Here is a 19,589-nt window from a genome sequence, read left to right as displayed (position 1 = left end):
CTCCGTATTACCGCGGCTGCTGGCACGGAGTTAGCCGGTGCTTCTTCTGCAGTTAACGTCACACTTGATGGGTATTAACCAACAAGCTTTCCTCGCTGCTGAAAGTGCTTTACAACCCTAGAGCCTTCTTCACACACGCGGCATGGCTGCATCAGGCTTGCGCCCATTGTGCAATATTCCCCACTGCTGCCTCCCGTAGGAGTCTGGGCCGTGTCTCAGTCCCAGTGTGGCTGATCATCCTCTCAGACCAGCTAGAGATCGTTGCCTTGGTGAGCTCTTACCTCACCAACAAGCTAATCTCACGCAGGCCCATCCAATAGCGAGAGCCGAAGCCCCCTTTCCCCCGTAGGGCGTATCCGGTATTAATCCAAATTTCTCTGGGCTATCCCGAACTACTGGGTAGGTTCCTACGCGTTACTCACCCGTCCGCCGCTCGACGCCTGATAGCAAGCTATCATCGTTTCCGCTCGACTTGCATGTGTTAAGCCTGCCGCCAGCGTTCAATCTGAGCCATGATCAAACTCTTCAGTTTAAAAATTTTACATCCTAAGATGTGCTCAAGTATTAAAACTACTGTTAAAATAAATTTGACAGTGTTTGACTTACTCGAAAAGTCTTTTGTTTGCACCAAGACTTTCGGTAAGCACCCACACGAATTGTCTGAATTCGTTTTTAAAGATCTCGACTTGCCGCTCGGGCTTGTCGTTGCTTCTCTCGAAGCGGGATGCGCATTTTAATGATTCGCATCTTTTTGTCAACAACTTTTTTAAAGTTTTTATTAAGCGTTTCCGCTTAATTTGTTGACTTGCTTGTCGCGTTTGCGTCGAAGCGGGGGCGCATTCTACAGTGTTTCGATTCTCTGTCAACACTTTGTTTTTATTTAATTTTTTATCATTTTACTGAGTAAAAAATGAGCGGTCATCTTCAACCAACTCTGTAAATAAAAACGCGCCTTCTTCTTGGTTGTCATAGACAGTTCCCGAAGAAGAGGCGCGCATTATAGGGACTCTCTTTTTCCCGTCAACACTTATTTAAAATTATTTAAATCTCAAATAGATGATGCTTCTTTTTACCCAGTTTGATGATGAAAAAACGACCATACATCGCTTTCTCTTTACTAAAGATGACAGTCGCATTCATTAAGTCATCCATCCCATAGGCTTGACCATTAACGATCACCGCATTGCGACCCAAGGCGTCTTTAATCTGCTTACCTTGTCCCAAACCCGCTTCTGACAATATAGAAGTTAGCGGTTTATCCGCCAATTCGGATGTGTCCAAATCACTGGATGGCAGACCATCTTGCTTAATTTGCTCTAAATCGTGCTCGCTTAGCTGGGTAGCATCACCAGAGAATAACGCTTCGGTAATACGCTCGGCCGCTGCCAAACCTTCTTCACCATGCAATAGACGGGTAACTTCTTTCGCCAATATACCTTGCGCCGACTTTCTACCCTGCACTTCCGCATCCGCTTTTTCTATGGCTTCTATTTCCTCTATAGAGAGGAAGGTGAAATAACGCAGGAATTTATAAACATCTGCGTCAGCTGTATTCATCCAGAATTGGAAGAAGGCGTAAGGCGAGGTGCGCTTTGGATCGAGCCAGATTGTTCCTGATTCCGTTTTCCCAAACTTAGTACCATCAGCTTTGGTCACCAAAGGTAAGGTCAAACCAAACACTTGATTGCCATGCATGCGACGGGTTAGCTCTGTACCACCTGTGATATTACCCCATTGATCTGAACCACCAATCTGCAATACACAAGACTCTGTCTCGTTCAACTTGGCGAAATCATATGATTGCAACAACATATAAGTGAATTCAGTGAAGCTAATACCGGAACCTTCTCGTTCAATACGTTGCTTTACTGATTCTTTTTGAATCATTTGATTGACAGAAAAATACTTACCCACGTCTCGCAAGAATTCGATGACGTTCATTTCGCCAACCCAGTCTAGATTATTCACGACCTTGGCGCTTTTATCACCCGCATCAAAATCAATAAACGCACTCACTTGAGCTTTTAGCTTTTCAACCCAACCGGCAACGACGTCTGGTCCGTTAAGCTGGCGCTCGGCTGCTTTAAAGCTAGGATCACCGATTAAACCCGTAGCCCCACCCACTAAAGCCAATGGACGGTGGCCAGCTTCTTGGAAGCGCTTTAACACCAATAAAGGCACCAAGGATCCAATATGCAAGCTATCGGCAGTGGGATCGAAGCCACAATAGAGGGTCTGACAACCGCTTTCGAGCTTTTCAATCAGCTCCGCTTCTGCTGTACAGTCGTTAAACAGGCCTCGTGCTTTCAGGTCGTCGATCAGTGCCGCTGTCATTAATCTTTCCAGTTACATATGAATTAAAAAAAGGGGATGAGAAATTAACGGATTTGGCAGATTTTGCAAGTCACATGGCCGTTTACCTGCCAACCAGTGCTGATTGTGCCGAATTAGTGTCTACAATAGGTTATAGGGAATGATATGCTTATTGCATAAAAATTATAGGCAGTAGTGAGATGTATAAGGATTCGGCATTAGAGATCTTGCCCAAGCGCCATTGGATTGCGTTGGGGCTAACCTGTTTGTTTTTAGCAGCGTTACTTATTTTTATACCGGTTCAGCAAGAACTTCAGCGTCGTACTTTTGCGTATCAAGTGCCGTTGCCAGAAAAAACGCAAAGTAAACCTGATCAACCCGAGATCATCTGGGACATGCATGAAATTCGTCCCGGCGAAAATTTAGCGCAGCTTTTCAAAAACCGAGACCTCTCGCCAAAATCTCTGTACTTATTAACGCAAACTGAACACGGCTCGGCTTTAGACCGTTTACATCCAGGTGATGCCATCGGCTTTCAGATAGAAAACGATGAACTCATCGCTTTTCGCTTAGAAAAATCTCTCTATGAAAGTTTTGAATTCCACTTAGTAGACAGCAAATTTAATAGTAAAAAGATCGTTTTAGAACCGGACACCATCGAGTCTTTTGCGCAAGGCACTATTAACACCTCTTTATTTGAAACGGGTATGGACGCTGGACTCAGTAATAGTGTGATAATGCAATTGGCCAGTATTTTTGGTTGGGATGTGGATTTCGCTTTAGATATCCGCGAGGGCGATAATTTTAGCCTGATCTACGAAGAGAAATATCTGGATGGCAAAAAAGTGGGCGATGGTGACATTCTCGTGGCTCGCTTTGAAAACCAAGGTCGCAGCTATACTGCCGTACGCTACGCTGATGACTCTGGCTATAGTCAATATTACACGCCAAGTGGTTTAAGTATGCGTAAAGCGTTTTTGCGCACGCCTGTGGATTTCACGCGCATCAGCTCTCGCTTCAACCTCAACCGTCGCCATCCTATTTTGCATAAAATCCGTGCACACCGAGGTGTAGATTATGCAGCGCGTACCGGCACGCCAATAAAAGCAGCTGGTGATGGCAAAGTCATCTTTGCTGGGCGTAAAGGCGGTTATGGAAAAGTGCTCATTTTGCAGCATGGTAGTTCTTACACCACGCTATACGCCCATTTAAATGCGTTTCATCGGACAATTCGTAGGGGGAAAAAAGTTAAGCAAGGTCAGATCGTCGCATACGTGGGTAGTTCGGGTTTAGCTTCAGGACCCCACTTGCATTATGAATTCCGTGTAAACGGTGTACATCGCAACCCATTAACAGTGAAGCTACCTCACGCCCGTCCGATCGATGAGTCACGCAAGAAAGACTTTATGCATTACGCGCAAGTAATGGTCATGCGATTAGAGAGCCATTTATATGGCGATTACTTTGCTTCGAGATAGAGGATCAACATGAAAATCATCGGCCAAATGTCAGGCACCAGCTTAGACGGCGTGGACAGCGTCTTGGTCGATATCGACGATCACCAGTGCGAGGTACTGGCTCGTCACCATCTACCCTTTGACGACAAGCTAAAGCAACGATTGCTGAGTTTATGCGAAAGTGGCGACGATGAAATCCATCGAGCTGCCACAGTAAGTAATCAGCTATCAAATCTTTACGCAGAATCAGTGAGTGCATTAATAGATGCTTCTGCGTACTCCAGCAAGGATATTGATGCCATTGGCTGTCATGGACAAACCGTTCGGCACATTCCCCCTCATTACAGTATCCAGCTGATTAATGGTGCTCTATTAGCTGAGCTTACGGAAATTGATGTTGTCTGTGATTTTCGTAGTCGTGACATTGCAGCTGGTGGGCAAGGTGCTCCATTAGTACCTGCATTCCACCATGCCCTATTCTCAAAAGCAGATGAAAACGTTGCGGTAGTCAATATCGGAGGTATGGCCAATATCAGCTTACTGCATAGCGATCATAAAATACTGGGATACGATACAGGGCCAGGTAACGTGCTGATGGATGCTTGGTGCAAACTGCATAAGCAACAGCCTTTCGATGAGCTAGGGCAATGGGCGGCCAGTGGTGAAGTCATCCCAGATCTTTTGAACATCCTGTTAGACGACCCGTATTTTGCATTGCCGGCACCTAAAAGCACAGGGCGAGAGCACTTCAATTTGGCGTGGCTCAAGCCCCTACTGAAGGAACACTATGCCAAGCAAGATATACAAGCCACTCTATCAGCGCTTACTGCAAGAACTGTTGCCGATGAAATCAAACGTCACTGGCAGCAAGCTGAAGTAATCGTGTGTGGCGGTGGCGCCAAAAACCGTTGGCTAATACGCCAGCTCGCACAATACCTAGAGGGTTTTGATATTAAGACCAGTGAGCAAAGGGGGGTCAACTCACAAGACATTGAAGCCATGGCGTTCGCTTGGCTAGCAAAGCGTTGTATTGATCGAAAACCTGGTAATGTCTGTGACGTAACGGGCGCTGCAGGAAAGCGCATATTAGGTGCAATTTACCCGGCCTAGGAAAGCCGGGTTTAAGTTAACTAACTAGATCGTGAATGAAGAACCGCAACCACATGTTGTAGAGGCTTGTGGGTTGCTTACTACAAAGCGCGAACCTTCCAAGTTTTCTTGGTAATCCACACTCGCCCCCTCCAAATAAGGGTAGCTTAATGAATCCACAAGCACCTTTACGCCGTCTTGCTGCATTTGCGCATCATCTTCGGCTACTTCAGTATCAAAAGTAAAACCATATTGAAAACCAGAGCAGCCTCCGCCCGTAACAAATACACGCAAGCAAAGGCTATCATCCCCTTCATCCTCGATTAGCGCCTGAATTTTACCCACAGCCGCTGGGGTCAGGGACATTTCACTCATACTGCACTACCTATCTATGGATACACACTGATGGGTATTATGAATAAACCCGAGTATTCTAGTCAACTAATTGCTTGAATTACTCTTTTTCAGCCGTTACTTCTTCTAATGCTGGTTCTTTACCTTTGCGACCCTTCCCTTTTTTTGGGTCCGCCTGATGAATCAAGCTGCCGTTCACTTGTGCACCCATCACCATTTCCATCATGACGTAGTGAACATCACCAGAGACCATGGCTTTTTTCGCCAACTCTAGGTGAGACGCCGAGTAAACATTACCCACGATGCGACCATTGATAATGATGTTCGGTGCTTTTATTTCGCCCTCTACAATACCCGTCTCACTAATACGTACAACAGCATTGCTATCTGCATCGGCAAAGATATTTCCACTTACTTTTCCGTCAATATGCAGGCCACCGCTAAAATGAAGATCACCTTTGATCTCCGCATTGTTTGAGATCAACGTATCGAAATGTCCTGGGTTTTTGTTTTTACTGCTCAGCATTAGCTTGCTCCTTACCTGGCCAAGGGAACGACTTTTCTAAACGCTTAGACCTTGAGCCACTTGATTGTAATATCACTTCAACATATTCCGGTTCGAAACCTTCCGGCAATACCATTTCACCCTCGATTTCTTGGAAATAACGGAAGCGATATTTTATGCCATAGTCTTGCACATCATCTGAGACATCGCGCAAACCATAAGTTTTTTGTTGGCCATTTAATGCACCCACCACATTCACTCCAGCCAAGCCTGATACGAATGTCTGATTGGTGCCAACTTGAGTAACGACAATTTTGTAACGGAATGTACGTTCGGCGAGGGTCTTATCGATTTCCACTTTTTGCACGCGTAAATCTTGCTTGCGACTAGACGGCGCCATGATACCTTTATAGAACGCTACTTCTTCCTGCAAAGTGGCGATTTGCTCGCGCAAATCCACCATATTTTGACGCAACCCCTCTGTAGACCGACGATCCACTTCACCACCTTTCTCGAGCATGATCACGCGCTGACTGTATGATGCGATTTTTTCTTCTGCTTCTTCAAGATCAATGAGCAACTGATCTCGCTCTGCGATCGCCTGAGCTTGAAGTTGTAATGTTTCGTATCGACCATAGAAATAACCCGCTATGGCCAATCCTGTAATGAGGATTAATACCAGTAATCGGCGCCAAAAACGCGACCAAGGGTCATAGCTAACTACCGTTAACTTATTTTGTTTACTGCCTTTAACCACGGCCATGATGCTTTCCTTACTGTCTTATTATTAAGGCAACATAGCAGGCTGTGTCATGCCTGTATGTTCAGGGAAACCAAACATGATATTCATGTTTTGCACAGCTTGCCCTGCTGCTCCTTTCACCAAATTATCAATCACAGAGAGAACCACGATGGTATCGCCATCTTGGGGTCTGTGCAGTGAAATCTGATTGAAGTTACTGCCTTTTACATTGCGCGTTGCCGGGTGACTGCCGAATGGCATGACATCGACAAAGTGTTCATCTTGGTAGAATTCTTCGTATAACTTCTGCAAATCGACGTTCGTATCCGTAAGCTTAGCGTAAAGTGTAGCGTGTATACCGCGTATCATTGGCGTCAAGTGTGGCACAAATGTTAAGCCCACGTCTTTGTTCTGGTTAGCAAACGCCAAACCTTGCTTAATTTCCGGCAAGTGGCGGTGTCCAGATGCTCCATATGCACTAAAGCTCTCACTTGCCTCACAAAGTAAAGTACCAACTTTTGCTTGGCGACCCGCACCGCTAACGCCAGATTTACAATCGGCAATTAAATTTTGGGTATCAACCACGCCGGATTTAATTAAAGGCAAATAACCAAGTTGAACCGCTGTCGGATAACAACCCGGGTTACCCACGACACGCGCATCTTTAATTTGCTCACGATTTACTTCAGGCAAACCATAAATGGTTTCCGCCATAATATCTTTGCAGGTATGCTCTATTCCATACCACTTACTATATTCATCCGTATCATAAATGCGGAAATCAGCCCCAAGGTCAATAATACGCACACCATTAGCGACTAAGTCCGGCGTCATTTCCATAGCTACACCATGAGGTGTTGCAAAAAACACGAGATCACACTCACTTAGTGTTTCAAGCTGGGGTACACTGAAGCAGATATCCGTGTATGGTCGCAGGTTGGGATACATATCAGCAACTGGTTTACCTTCTTCACCGCGTGAAGTCACCACTTTTAAGTTGACTTCGGGGTGTTGAACCAAAATACGCAACAGTTCGACGCCGGTATAACCGGTACCGCCAACCAGACCAACATTGATCACAATATCACCTTCTTGCTTGGTATGAATGTAACAGGCTCCTATGATAGCGCCTTTAGTGAAAAGTAATAGAGTAAACCATGGCATCACTATTAAGCCAGCTTAGAATCAAACTTGCTCACGGCGAAGCATTGCCCGCTCTTGCAATGCTCGGCATTGTTGCTGGCTTATTAACCAGTGGCATCATTTTACTGTTCCGCCTTGCCATTGAGCATTCGCTCAGTGGCTTTTTGGGTATGCCTCATCACGAAGCATTTGAAGCCCTTAATCCTCTCGTGCGGATGACATTGCCAATGATGGGAGCTTTACTTCTCATTGCCTTATTTTACAAGGTTAGCGCCAAAGCTCGACAGGTGGGTATTTCCCATGTTCTTGAGCGATTGAAAAATCACCAAGGACATATGCCAATGAGTAACTTATTCGTGCAGTTTTTCGGCGGTATCATCTGCGCAATAAGTGGCCAAAGTACGGGGCGCGAAGGACCCGCAGTTCACCTTGGCGCAGCTGCTGGCAGTATCATGAGTCGCAAGCTACAAATGACCAGCAGCCACACTCAACTTTTGTTGGCTTGCGGTGTCGCCGCTGCTATTAGTGCATCGTTTAATACCCCCATTGCCGGTGTCATCTTTGCTATGGAAGTCATCGTCATGGGTTACAGTTTTCTCAGTTTAATTCCGGTGATTCTGGCATCCGTCACCGGCGCTCTAGTAACCCGTGCAGTATATGGTTCGGAACCAGCCTTTAATGTGCCGGCTCTACAAATGAATTCTCTGCTAGAAGCGCCGTTCCTGATTGTTGAAGGTTTACTTATGGGTGCATTAGCAGCCATGTTTATATGGGTCTGTGTAAACACGGCGAAAAAAGCACCTCAGTCTTTTACTATTCGTTTATTGCTTATCGGCGTACTAAATGGCGTGCTCGCGCTTTTGATCCCAGCGGTTATGGGCATTGGTTACGACACTGTGAACGCTGCGCTACTAGGAAATCTACCCTGGATTGCATTGTTTATTTTCGCCATGGCTAAACTGCTAATCACCAGTTTGAATTTAGGATTAGGTCAACCCGGCGGTGCCATTGGTCCTATGTTGTTTATTGGTGCTTGTGCTGGTGGAGTGATAGGTGAAATAGGTAATCAGTTTGCACCTGATATCGCAGGATCAACAGGTTATTACGCAATGCTCGGTATGGCCGCTATGATGAGTGCATGCCTTCAAGCTCCGCTTACTGCTCTAATGACACTGTTAGAATTAACCAACAACCCCAATATTTTATTACCCGCCATGTTAGTGGTGGTCATTGCCAATTTAACCGCCAGTGAAATCTTTAAGCAAAAGGCTTTGTTCCCAAGATTACTGCAACTAAGAGGACTCACCGTCGATACCAGTCCTGTAGAGCAAATGCTGCGACAAAACAGTGTATTGAGTGTGGCTGAGAAAAACATCAAAGTAGTCGACAAGATTGCCAGCCTTGAAAGTATTCAGCTCGCGCTGAGTGGCAACCCCATTTATTTATTAATTCAAGAGGACAAGTCCATTATCGCCTGTATACCAGCAGCCGACGTCGCGAATCTATTACTTGATGATGAGGAACTATCCAATTGGTTAGAGAAAGATCTAGAAACACCTCATATTAATATGATGGCCTTGCCTGGTAATCGAGCGCAATGCGCCAGTATTTTCATGCAAGCCAATTTGCAAGAAGCACTGGATACTATGGCCGAGCAACAAGTCGATTGCTTGACCATTCACTTTGGACAACAAACCACTGCAGTCTCTGTTATGGGCATTGTTCAGCATGATAGAATACACAGCTTCTATCGCTATAATCATCAATAGGAATTGCCTCATGCTTTGGGTAAAAGCGTTTCACATTATTGCTGTGGTTTGCTGGTTTGCTGCTATTTTTTATCTGCCACGTCTGTTTGTATATCACGCTATGAGTGAGGATACTGCAAGCATTGAGCGTTTTAAAATTATGGAACGTAAGCTATATCGCGGCATTATGACGCCTAGCATGATTGCCACTGTGATCTTAGGTCTTTGGTTGATTAGCTACAACGTTGATTACTATATGAGCCAAGGTTGGCTTCATGCCAAGCTAAGTTTAGTGGTTTTGTTGATTGGTTTTCATTTTTACTGCGGTCATTTGATGAAGCAGTTTCGCGATGACATGAATACAAAAAGCGACAAGTTTTTTAGAGTATTAAACGAAGTGCCTGTATTCGCCCTTGTTGCCATTGTCATCTTAGCTGTGGTTCGTCCTTTTTAAACATTATCTATCTTCAAAGGTAACTCATGAATTATTCTCGCTCTGAATCCTTATTTAACGATGCCCAAACTCATATCCCTGGCGGCGTCAATTCACCGGTTCGTGCTTTTAAAGGCGTTGGCGGTACTCCCGTTTTTTTCAAGAAGGGCCAAGGCGCTTACATGTATGACGAGGACGGAAATCGCTATATTGATTATGTGAACTCTTGGGGTCCTCTGATTCTCGGCCACAATGCTCCAGAAGTTATGGAAGCGGTGAAAGCACAGCTTGAAAACGGTTTAGGCTTTGGCGCCCCTACAGAGATCGAAATCGAAATGGCTAATAAAGTCTGCGAGATTTATCCAAGCATGAATATGGTGCGCATGGTGTCTAGCGGCACTGAAGCCACCATGAGTGCTATTCGATTGGCTCGCGGTTTTACCGGTCGTGACAAGCTGGTGAAATTTGAAGGCTGCTATCACGGGCACGCCGACTCGCTTCTAGTAAAAGCAGGCTCTGGTGCATTAACCTTAGGTGTACCTAGCTCTCCAGGCGTGCCCTCTGTATTGGCTGACCTTACTGTGACGCTTACCCATAATGATCTTGACGGGGTACGCGAATGCTTTTCTAGAATTGGCAATGAGATAGCCTGTGTCATTGTCGAACCCGTCGCAGGCAACATGAACTGCATTCCCCCTGAGCCCGGTTTCTTAGAAGGCTTGCGCGAACTTTGCGACGTGCACGGTATCGTTCTAATTTTTGATGAAGTTATGTGCGGTTTCCGTGTTGCTAAAGGTGGTGCTCAAGAAAAATATGGTGTTAAACCTGATCTAACGACCCTAGGTAAAGTGATTGGTGGCGGTATGCCAGTGGGCGCGTTTGGTGGCAAGAAAGAAATCATGGAGTACTTGGCACCGCTAGGTCCAGTATACCAAGCAGGGACTTTGTCCGGTAATCCTGTTGCCATGAGTGCCGGTTTAGCCATGCTTAACGCCATCGAAAAGCCTGGTTTTTATGACATGCTTAGCGAGAAAGCGAAAAAGCTTTGCCAAGGTTTAGAAGCACTCGCAGAAAAACATGGTATTGCACTAACCACTAACCAAGTGGGTAGCATGTTCGGTTTCTTCTTTAGCGAAGAGAAAAGCATTAGTCGCTTTGATCAAGTCAGCCGCTGCAACATGGATCAATTTAAAGCATTTTTCCACGGCATGTTGGACGAAGGGGTTTACTTGGCACCAAGCGCCTTTGAAACCGGCTTTATGTGCTCTGCCGTTAGTGATGAAGACATTGAATTCACCTTAGCAGCTGCAGATAAAGTAATGGCAAACTTAGCCAAATAAAAACACCATATAGACCCTGCTCTCTTTTTGGTCTTTTATATTTAGTAAGCAAATGGAACTCTGCATTCATTTGCTTACTGCCTTAGCTTCACCCACAATGTTCACTTCCTAAACATATTTCCCAAGGTCGTTATGGCAAGAGATTTAACCCAAGGCTCTATTGGTCGCTGGCTCTATCGCTTGACGGCACCCATGGTCGTGGGAATCTTGTCCATTTTTCTTTTTAATCTTGTCGATACTTATTTCATCAGTTTGCTGGGCACACAGCCACTAGCAGCGGTCAGTTTCACCTTCCCGATCAATATGTTGGTCATGAACGTGGCTATTGGTTTAAGCATTGCCACTGGTGCAGTGGTCGCTCGCGCACTAGGCCAAAAAAACCATCTACAAGCTCAGTCTTGGGTAACATCAAGTTTGTACTTAACCATATGCATTGGTATCGGTATTGCCATTTTAGGTATCTTATTTCACCCGTTTATTTTTAAATTGATGGGCGCGACCGATGAGCTCATCCCCATAATCAGTGAATACATGGTGTGGTGGTTTAGTGGCAGTACGTTATTGATGGTGATGATTGTCGTAAACGCCAGCATCCGAGCATCCGGCAATACCAAGCTTCCCAGCCTAGCGATGATGGCCAGCGCAGGTATTAATGTCATTCTTGATCCAATACTGATTTTTGGCTTAGGACCGATTCCCGCGCTTGGTGTTCAAGGAGCCGCTATCGCCTCTGTATTAAGCTGGCTGGCTGCTTTTGTTTTCATGTTCCGCTATTTACAACAAAACCGGTTAGTTGAATATCGTTTGCCCGAAGGCTTAATGAGGCTTTGGCAAAAGCTATTCACCTTAGCTGTGCCTGCAGCGATCACCAATATGTTAGGACCCATTGCTAACAGCGTCCTTATCGCGTGGGTCGCAGGCTTTGGTACCGCTGCTGTCGCTGCGTTTGGTGTAGGTATGCGTATCGAACCACTCGCCATGATTGTGGTCATGGCGTTTACCTCTAGCTTGCCGCCTTTTGTGGGACAAAATCATGGAGCCGGTGAGGTAGATCGCATTGGATTGGCGCTAAGGAAAAGCTTAACCTTTATTCTGTTTTGGCAAACCGCTGTGTACTTGTTGTTGATCTTATTGGCAGAACCTCTAAGTCGACAATTCAGTGAAGAGAAAGCCGTTCAGGAAATCATTCAAACGTTCTTGTTTATTGTACCGCTCAGTTATATTGGGGTCGGTTTCACCTTACTTACCACCGCCACTATCAATGCATTGCATAAACCCAAAATTTCAATGAAGATTCATATCTTGCGTCTCTTTGTTTTTTACCTGCCCTTTGCTTGGGTGGGTCAGGCATTTTATGGACTTGAAGGATTGTTCATTGGTTGCGCCTTAGGCAATGTTGCCATTGGTATCAGTGTACTTGTGATGATTCGTCACGTTAAGAAAAGCGATCAATGGCAACAACGTTTACTGACCATACAATCGTGATGAGAAATAATCCGCGTTAATACATGTCTAAGTAAATCGCCAATTGACCTTGCTCTACCGAAACAGTTTTCAAATTCGCTTTTAGAAGTTGCTCTTCAATCACGCCATTCGACAACGTATAAATTGGATTCTGCGCCAACGTTTGTGACAAAACTTGTTGGGTAATGCTTTTTAGTGTGGGTTGTAGTGAGTCGGGCATGCCCTCCACTTGCATGTCTTTCACATGCACATGATCAATGTAAAAGCTCGCATTATTAGCTTGGTACCTAAGATCACCTGTAAGCACAACCAAAGCGTTACCTTGGTACTGGAAGCTATTGATTAAAACATCACAACTTAACTGCAATGGCCGCTCACTTTCTAAGAACTTCACCCATGCTTTACGAACTGTTAGCTGCGCTAAGCCCAAATCTCTGTTTATCGGAAGTTGAGTATTCACTTGTTGCTGAACTTGCTGCTCAGTAAACGTTAGCTTGTAATCAGAGCCATAAGCGCTCAGCCCTATAAATAATAAACATCCGAATATTAGCTGCTTCATTGTCACACCCTTCATTTATCTACAAACTTTGCCGCTGTGCAGCCACTTTTCAATGCGATGGCGGTCACTTGCTGCCGTGAATCATCCAAACAGTGCTTTAAAGTTCATTCTAGTCATAGACCAACACAGATGGAATAAGTTTTGCTGTATTGCACGTCATACATGCTCGTTGAGGAGGCCGAATCATGCAAGTAAGCAACAACCAAACTGGTAATCCCTATTTAACAGCTATCAATAGTCCAGTTAATCAATCCGACAGCACGGATGAACCAAACAAGGCTTCAGCGCAAGACTCCGTAAATCTATCTTCCCCGGCGAAAAAACTACAAAAAATTAGCGCGCAGTTTTTTTCTAGTGGCGCCATATCATCCAAAGATATTCCTGCGCTCGTGGAAGAACTATATAAGGGTGGATTCATCAGTGAATCCGAGCTGAGTAATCTCGGTGTAGATACGTATGATACTAACAAGCAATCTAGGACCTCTGAAGAAGCCTTGATGTTAAGTCAGTACCTAGAGAAAAATCGTGAAAACTTAAGCGAAGAAAAGATTAAACAACTAGAAGACTTAATAGAAGAACTCTAGCTAGCAATCGCGGTTGGCCCCATATACGATAAGCTAGCTAGAGTTAAACAGGTTGCAGTGCATGTCCAGTGCACTATTCAATTTCAATGAGTACTTCTCCCGGCGTTACGCGATCGCCTTTCTGCACGTGAATATGTGTTACCGTGCCATCAATGTTGGCGCTGATTTCTGTTTCCATTTTCATGGCTTCTGCCACGAGTAGTGCTTGACCAGAAGAAACGCTATCTCCCTCTTTAACTAATACGTCGATGATATTACCCGGCATTGCTGCAGTCACATGACCCGGTTCGGATGCACGTTTACGTGCGCTGCCACCCTGCTCATTGATGTATTCGTTTAGCGCTTCGAACTCAACTTCTTCGGGCATGCCATCCAAAGTGATGTAAAGTTTGCGCTTACCGCTACCGCTTTGACCAACACCTGTAACCGCCACATCATAGGACTCACCATGTACGTCGATTTTGAATTCCGTCGCAACAGAGTCCATAGCACGTTCTGCAGATTCTTTAGGTAATAAAGGCTCTGGCTGCAATGCGCCGTCATTGCGTTGTTGTAAAAATTCCTTACCCAGCTCAGGAAACATGGCATAGGTCAAAACATCTTCTTCTGTCTTGGCTAAGTCGCTAATGTCCTTTTTGAGTTTTTCTAACTCTGGCTTAAGTAAATCGGCAGGTCGCGCTTCATTAACACTTTCATTGCCGATAGCTTTTTGCTGAAGCGATTGATTAACCTCTGCCGGCGGCTTGCCATATCCACCTTGCAAATAGCGCTTTACTTCATTGGTGATGGTTTTATAACGCTCACCCGCCAGCACGTTATAAACCGCTTGGGTTCCTACAATTTGTGAAGTCGGTGTTACTAACGGAGGGTAGCCTAAGTCTTCGCGCACTCTTGGAATTTCATTAAAGACATCACGAATGCGATCCAAAGCGTTTTGTTCTTTTAGCTGATTGGCTAAATTCGACATCATACCGCCAGGAACTTGATTAATTTGTACGGAGATATCTTCGCGGGTAAATTCACTTTCAAACTGATGGTATTTTTTGCGCACCTCACGAAAATAGTCCGCAATTTCGGTCAGCAAGTTCAAATCAAGCCCTGTATCGTAAGGTGTACCTTTTAAAGCGGCCACTTGCGATTCGGTAGCGGCATGACTGGTGCCTCCAGCAAAAGAGGAAATCGCTGTATCCATTCTATCGGCACCGGCTTCGATGGCTTTTAACTGACACAAGGCTCCCAACCCAGCAGTCGCATGACTGTGAATCACGAGTGGCAAATCCACTTCGGCTTTAATGGCTTTGGTAATATCATAAGCAGCGTAAGGAGTAAGCAAACCCGCCATGTCTTTGATGGCGATGGAATCCGCTCCCATGCTTTGTAAATCTTTTGCTTGCTGTACAAATAGTTCAGGAGTGTGCACCGGGCTGGTGGTATAGCAAATCGTGCCTTCTGCATGCTTGCCCGCTTTTTTCACGGCAGCCATGGCGGTTTCTAAATTACGCAAATCATTTAGCGCGTCGAAAATACGAAATACATCCATGCCATTATCCGCGGCCTTCTGCACAAAAGCTTGCACGACATCATCAGCATAATGGCGATAACCTAATAAGTTTTGGCCGCGCAATAGCATTTGTAGGCGCGTATTAGGCAAGGCTTCACGTAACTTACGCAAGCGTTCCCAAGGATCTTCTTTCAAAAAGCGCACACAGGCATCGAAGGTGGCGCCGCCCCATGCCTCTAATGACCAATAACCTACTTGGTCGAGTTTATCGCAAATGGGCAACATGTCTTCGGTACGCAAACGCGTTGCTATCAACGACTGATGAGCATCACGCAAGATCAAATCTGTCACTTGTATTTTTTTAGGCTGTGTCATCTTTGCTCTCCTTACCGCTACCAACCAGCATGGGCGGCAATGGCCCCAGCAATGGCTAATGCAATTTCACTTGGGTGACGCTTATTGGAATACTTTAATAAGTCAGGATGATTCGGCACAAAACTGGTATTAAATTCCCCTTGTGCAAAATCAGGATGCTGCAAAATCTGTTGATAATATTCGGCGGTGGTTTTAACCCCTTGCAAGCGCATATCATCAAGTGCGCGCTGACCACGTTTAATGACATCTTGCCAATTAAGTGCCCAAACAATGAGCTTCAAACACATGGAGTCGTAGTAAGGAGGAATCTCGTATCCGGTATAAATGGCCGTATCGACACGTACTCCGGGACCACCCGGTGCGTAATAGTGGCTAATGCGACCAAAGCTCGGTAAAAAATCGTTTTGTGGGTCTTCGGCATTAATGCGAAATTGCAAAGCAAAGCCTCGGTACTGAATATCTTCTTGGCTATAAGCGAGCTTTTCTCCGGCTGCGATTTTTAGTTGCTCACTAACAATATCCACACCCGTGATTTGTTCACTGATGGTATGTTCTACCTGCACTCGCGTATTCATTTCCATGAAATACACATCATCGCCCGTGAATAGAAACTCTACCGTGCCCGCATTTTCATATCCCACGGCTTTGGCGGCTTTTACCGCAAGCTCACCAATGTGCTCTCTTTGCTCATCAGTCAGTTGTGGGCTGGGAGCGATTTCGATGAGCTTTTGATTGCGTCGCTGAATAGAGCAATCTCGCTCATAAAGGTGAATCACATTGCCGTGGCTATCAGCTAAAATCTGAACTTCGATATGTTTCGGATCGACAATGCACTTCTCTATAAAGACATCAGCACTGCCAAAGGCTTTAGTGGCCTCGGAGATCACTCGGGGAAACTGCTGCTTTAATTCTTGCTCACTATCACAGCGTCGAATACCGCGACCGCCACCACCCGATGTCGCTTTAACCATAACCGGGTAACCAATTTCATTGGCTAACTCAATGGCCTCTTCCACTGTCGCAAGGTTACCTTCAGAACCGGGTGTGACCGGCACTCCAGCTTTGCGCATACTGGCACGGGCTTGGGTTTTATCGCCCATACCTTGAATAACATCGGATTTCGGACCAATGAAGCGCACGCCCTTTTGCTCACAAATGCGAGCAAACTCGGCATTTTCCGATAAAAAACCATATCCCGGATGGATCGCATCGCAACCAGTTTCTTTCGCCAAGTTAACAATGCGCGCAGGATCTAAATAACCCGCTAAAGGATCATCCCCTAAGCAATAAGATTCATCGGCGCGCTTAACATGCAAGCCATAGCGATCGGCCTCGGTATAAATAGCGACAGAGCGAATTCCCAGTTCGGCGCACGCTCGGATAATGCGTACGGCTATCTCACCGCGGTTGGCAATCAGGACCTTCTTAAGTTTGGACATTGTGTGTCCCTCCCTCATTGGTCAAATAAGCATAGCCAAACCATACTGATTAGTAATAATTGATTTTTCTTAGCTCAGCGATAACTTATAATTTATAGATAAAATATTTAATGCGGATGAAACATTCATGCCTTTAACCATTCAGCGCCTTATCAGTCGCCTCTCATTGAGACAATTGCAGGTGTTTCAAGCGGTTTATAATCAGCAAGGATATCGTCGCGCTGCCGATGTTTTGGGTTTAACACAACCTGCAGTGAGTGCCCAAATCAAACAATTGGAACAAGCTCTTGGTCAGCCCTTATTTGAATATGTGGGAAGAAAACTCTACTGCACGCAAGCTGGGGAACGAGTTGCTGAAAGTATCGAAAGCATTTTTGGCGAATTAAAAACCCTGCAAACCGATGTGGATGCTCTTAAAGGGCAGCTATCCGGTGATATCCGTCTGACAATTGTGAATACCGCACAACTGGTTTTACCTTACATGCTGACCGAGTTTCTACAGCTACACCCTGCAGTGAATATTAAGGTTAAAGTAGTCAACCGTCGCAAAGCTATTGAGCGCTTGAGCGACAACCGAGATGACTTGGTGATCATGGGTCTAGTTCCGAGCGAGCGACCACTTACTTCACTGCCCTTCCTAGAAAACGAACTGATTCCCGTTGTACATAAAGATCATGCGCTAGCCAATGAAACTAACATCCCTGCTCAGCGCTTCCTCGATGAGCCTGTCATTATGCGGGAGCCAGGCTCCGGAACTCGCTTGGCGTTAGAGCAGTTTTGCTTACAGCAACGATTGCGTTTGATCCCAAATATGCAGTTAGGCTCAAACGAAGCTGTTAAACATGGTGTTTTAGCTAATCTAGGGGTAGCACTATTACCAAAATTGGGAATTCTGCCAGAACTCAAACTCGGCATCCTTAAACAGGCGCATGTCGAGGGATTCCCATTAGTGAGATCTTGGTGTTTGGTTCATCCATCAGCAAGACACCCTAGCCCTGCTAGTGCCGCTTTCGTGCAATATGTGCAAGACAATCTAGAGCGTATTCAGACTAAATTTGCAGATATGGTCAAAATAGAGGTATAAAAAAAGCCACTGGAAATCCAGTGGCTTGCTAAATTAGCAATGTGATTAGCTTGATGAGAGAGTGCATTCACTTTCAACTTGCTGCGTTTTCCGTGACTGCAAGTAAATAATATACATTCTCATTTACCTTGTCAATAATAATTCTCATTTATATTTAGAAAAATACCGCCAGCATGACATTATTCTCTTCAGGCAATTTGATTTTGCTGTCTTAGTACTTGTTCATTCAGTGATTTAATACGACGTGACATATTATCTAACAGAGTGATAGCCGTTTCTGGCTGAGCTCGAATCAAGTCAACAAACTCGTTTTTAGGAATCACCATCAACTGACAATTTTCGCGCGCTGTCACAGTGGCATTGCGCATCTCTCCAGTGAATACTGCCATGGCACCAAAGATCTCTCCGTCTAAAATCTCACCCACGGTAACACCATTAACGGTTACATCGGCACTACCAGACATCAATTGATAAACCGTATCTGCGATATCACCCTCCCTAATGATCACATCACCAGGCTGTAATTGCTGAAAGCCTTTAGGCGTTTGTACTTGAACCTGTACATGAAAGTGAGCCAATACCTCTTGATACAAGGCCACATTGGTCAACAAGTAATTACTCCAGCGGTGTTGGCGAACAGGATCTTCATTGATGTAAGTGACAAAAGTATCTCGGTGAATTAGCTCCACCTCTACTTCATCTTCCACTTTAAGCTGGGCATAGGGCAAACCAAAGACTCGACTAATACCAACAAAGTCGCCAGCCTCATAACAGGCTACTTCCACGCCTTTGCTAACTGCAGTAATCAAGCCAGAACGCAGGATTCCCATGTATTCTTTACCAAAGCTATCAAGCAACTGATTAAGATAGCTAAAGGATTGGACCTCTGAAGGGCCCTCAAACTGCTGCATTAGGTGCTGCGTCAGCAATTGCTGTCGCTCAATCAGGGGTTCAACCTGTGCAGGAACTTTACCTAGAAAAAACATAAATTCTGACTAATCCCACGTTTCTCAGTGGCCGCATAGTATCACGAAACGCTCTGTACACAATCTGACCAATGTCTCAATTGGCAAAAGCCGTCTAAGCAGGAAGTCGGCTATCTGGAGATGGGTGACGCAAGCGTGTTCCATGTTGCACAGACATAAGAATCTCTTGAGCACTGATATTGTCAGGGAAAAAACAGCCACTGATCTTGGCATCCGCTAAACTGGCACCACTAAGCTTCGCTCCTCGGAAATCCACCGATCGCAAATCCGCTCCACGAAAATAAGCGTTACTTAAATCTAACCCTCGCACATCCAAGTCACGAAGATCCAGGCCTCTGAAATCACAACCGGTTAAGTCACAAGCCTTACCTTGAGTCCGTAACTTATTGAATTCTGGTACTTTTTCTTCCCGAAGCAATTGGTACATTGGGTCTTGGGAAATCTTTGGCTTCACCGGGCTCTCCCTTAAAATG

The 19,589-nt window shown here is 45.3% G+C and carries 18 protein-coding genes and 1 rRNA gene (1 of these 19 cut by a window edge); 8 read left to right on the top strand and 11 right to left on the bottom strand.

Annotated features, from left to right (window positions below):
• Both HF888_RS02065 and tyrS read right to left on the bottom strand, forming a co-directional pair.
• A 16S ribosomal RNA gene (locus HF888_RS02065) occupies window positions 1-532 on the bottom strand (it extends 1,001 nt beyond the left edge of the window).
• A gap of 509 nt (window positions 533-1,041) precedes the next feature.
• Window positions 1,042-2,334 carry a tyrosine--tRNA ligase gene (tyrS, locus tag HF888_RS02060; protein ID WP_007018815.1) on the bottom strand — a complete coding sequence of 431 codons (1,293 nt, stop codon included), beginning with the start codon at window positions 2,332-2,334 and terminating at the stop codon, window positions 1,042-1,044.
• A gap of 179 nt (window positions 2,335-2,513) precedes the next feature.
• Between tyrS and HF888_RS02055 the strand changes: the two genes are divergently transcribed.
• A complete protein-coding gene (locus HF888_RS02055; RefSeq protein WP_007018814.1) occupies window positions 2,514-3,791 on the top strand; it encodes an OapA family protein in 1,278 nt (425 codons plus the stop codon).
• Window positions 3,792-3,800: 9 nt separating this feature from the next.
• On the top strand, window positions 3,801-4,880 hold the full coding sequence (locus HF888_RS02050; RefSeq protein ID WP_007018813.1) for an anhydro-N-acetylmuramic acid kinase: 1,080 nt from the start codon (window positions 3,801-3,803) through the stop codon (window positions 4,878-4,880).
• A 24-nt stretch (window positions 4,881-4,904) separates the two neighbouring features.
• On the opposite strand, the gene erpA is transcribed toward HF888_RS02050, so the two are convergent.
• From erpA to argC, 4 genes are all read right to left on the bottom strand, one after another.
• Window positions 4,905-5,234, bottom strand: coding sequence for an iron-sulfur cluster insertion protein ErpA (gene erpA / locus HF888_RS02045; protein ID WP_007018812.1), 330 nt, complete (start codon window positions 5,232-5,234; stop codon window positions 4,905-4,907).
• A gap of 79 nt (window positions 5,235-5,313) precedes the next feature.
• The gene (locus tag HF888_RS02040; protein ID WP_007018811.1) at window positions 5,314-5,739 is read right to left on the bottom strand and encodes a bactofilin family protein; all 426 of its coding nucleotides are present in this window, start codon (window positions 5,737-5,739) and stop codon (window positions 5,314-5,316) included.
• Window positions 5,726-6,481: a DUF6776 family protein gene (locus tag HF888_RS02035; protein WP_007018810.1), complete on the bottom strand. Its 756-nt coding sequence runs from the start codon at window positions 6,479-6,481 to the stop codon at window positions 5,726-5,728. Before HF888_RS02035 ends, HF888_RS02040 begins: the two co-directional genes overlap by 14 nt.
• Window positions 6,482-6,505: 24 nt before the next feature.
• Complete coding sequence (gene argC, locus HF888_RS02030; RefSeq protein WP_007018809.1) at window positions 6,506-7,540, bottom strand: N-acetyl-gamma-glutamyl-phosphate reductase; 1,035 nt, start codon at window positions 7,538-7,540, stop codon at window positions 6,506-6,508.
• Window positions 7,541-7,617: 77 nt separating this feature from the next.
• Here argC and HF888_RS02025 point away from each other — a divergent pair, with 77 nt between their 5' ends.
• From HF888_RS02025 to HF888_RS02010, 4 genes are all read left to right on the top strand, one after another.
• Window positions 7,618-9,372, top strand: coding sequence for a chloride channel protein (locus HF888_RS02025; RefSeq protein WP_007018808.1), 1,755 nt, complete (start codon window positions 7,618-7,620; stop codon window positions 9,370-9,372).
• Between the two features lie 10 nt (window positions 9,373-9,382).
• A complete protein-coding gene (hemJ, locus tag HF888_RS02020; protein WP_007018807.1) occupies window positions 9,383-9,805 on the top strand; it encodes a protoporphyrinogen oxidase HemJ in 423 nt (140 codons plus the stop codon).
• Between the two features lie 26 nt (window positions 9,806-9,831).
• A complete protein-coding gene (hemL, locus tag HF888_RS02015; protein ID WP_007018806.1) occupies window positions 9,832-11,124 on the top strand; it encodes a glutamate-1-semialdehyde 2,1-aminomutase in 1,293 nt (430 codons plus the stop codon).
• Window positions 11,125-11,256: 132 nt separating this feature from the next.
• Window positions 11,257-12,609: an MATE family efflux transporter gene (locus HF888_RS02010; protein ID WP_007018805.1), complete on the top strand. Its 1,353-nt coding sequence runs from the start codon at window positions 11,257-11,259 to the stop codon at window positions 12,607-12,609.
• A 16-nt stretch (window positions 12,610-12,625) separates the two neighbouring features.
• Here the strand turns inward: HF888_RS02010 and HF888_RS02005 are convergent, their stop codons facing one another.
• Window positions 12,626-13,147, bottom strand: a complete 522-nt coding sequence (locus HF888_RS02005; RefSeq protein WP_007018804.1) for a DUF1439 domain-containing protein — start codon at window positions 13,145-13,147, stop codon at window positions 12,626-12,628.
• Window positions 13,148-13,332: 185 nt separating this feature from the next.
• Here HF888_RS02005 and HF888_RS02000 point away from each other — a divergent pair, with 185 nt between their 5' ends.
• The gene (locus HF888_RS02000) at window positions 13,333-13,731 is read left to right on the top strand and encodes a hypothetical protein (RefSeq protein WP_007018803.1); all 399 of its coding nucleotides are present in this window, start codon (window positions 13,333-13,335) and stop codon (window positions 13,729-13,731) included.
• Window positions 13,732-13,804: 73 nt separating this feature from the next.
• Here the strand turns inward: HF888_RS02000 and oadA are convergent, their stop codons facing one another.
• Window positions 13,805-15,607 (bottom strand): sodium-extruding oxaloacetate decarboxylase subunit alpha, encoded by a 1,803-nt coding sequence (gene oadA / locus HF888_RS01995; protein ID WP_007018802.1) that lies wholly within the window; start codon window positions 15,605-15,607, stop codon window positions 13,805-13,807.
• A gap of 17 nt (window positions 15,608-15,624) precedes the next feature.
• On the bottom strand, window positions 15,625-17,046 hold the full coding sequence (locus tag HF888_RS01990; protein WP_007018801.1) for an acetyl-CoA carboxylase biotin carboxylase subunit: 1,422 nt from the start codon (window positions 17,044-17,046) through the stop codon (window positions 15,625-15,627).
• 127 nt (window positions 17,047-17,173) lie between these two features.
• On the opposite strand from HF888_RS01990, the gene HF888_RS01985 reads away from it, so the two are divergent.
• Window positions 17,174-18,130 (top strand): LysR family transcriptional regulator, encoded by a 957-nt coding sequence (locus HF888_RS01985; RefSeq protein WP_007018800.1) that lies wholly within the window; start codon window positions 17,174-17,176, stop codon window positions 18,128-18,130.
• A gap of 188 nt (window positions 18,131-18,318) precedes the next feature.
• On the opposite strand, the gene HF888_RS01980 is transcribed toward HF888_RS01985, so the two are convergent.
• A complete protein-coding gene (locus HF888_RS01980) occupies window positions 18,319-19,116 on the bottom strand; it encodes a Crp/Fnr family transcriptional regulator (protein ID WP_007017939.1) in 798 nt (265 codons plus the stop codon).
• Window positions 19,117-19,210: 94 nt separating this feature from the next.
• Window positions 19,211-19,570, bottom strand: a complete 360-nt coding sequence (locus HF888_RS01975) for a pentapeptide repeat-containing protein (RefSeq protein ID WP_007017938.1) — start codon at window positions 19,568-19,570, stop codon at window positions 19,211-19,213.
• Window positions 19,571-19,589: the final 19 nt, after the last annotated feature.

It is taken from the genome of Bermanella marisrubri, assembly GCF_012295615.1.
Lineage (GTDB): Bacteria > Pseudomonadota > Gammaproteobacteria > Pseudomonadales > Oceanobacteraceae > Bermanella > Bermanella marisrubri.
This window is presented reverse-complemented; position numbering and strand designations above follow the sequence as displayed.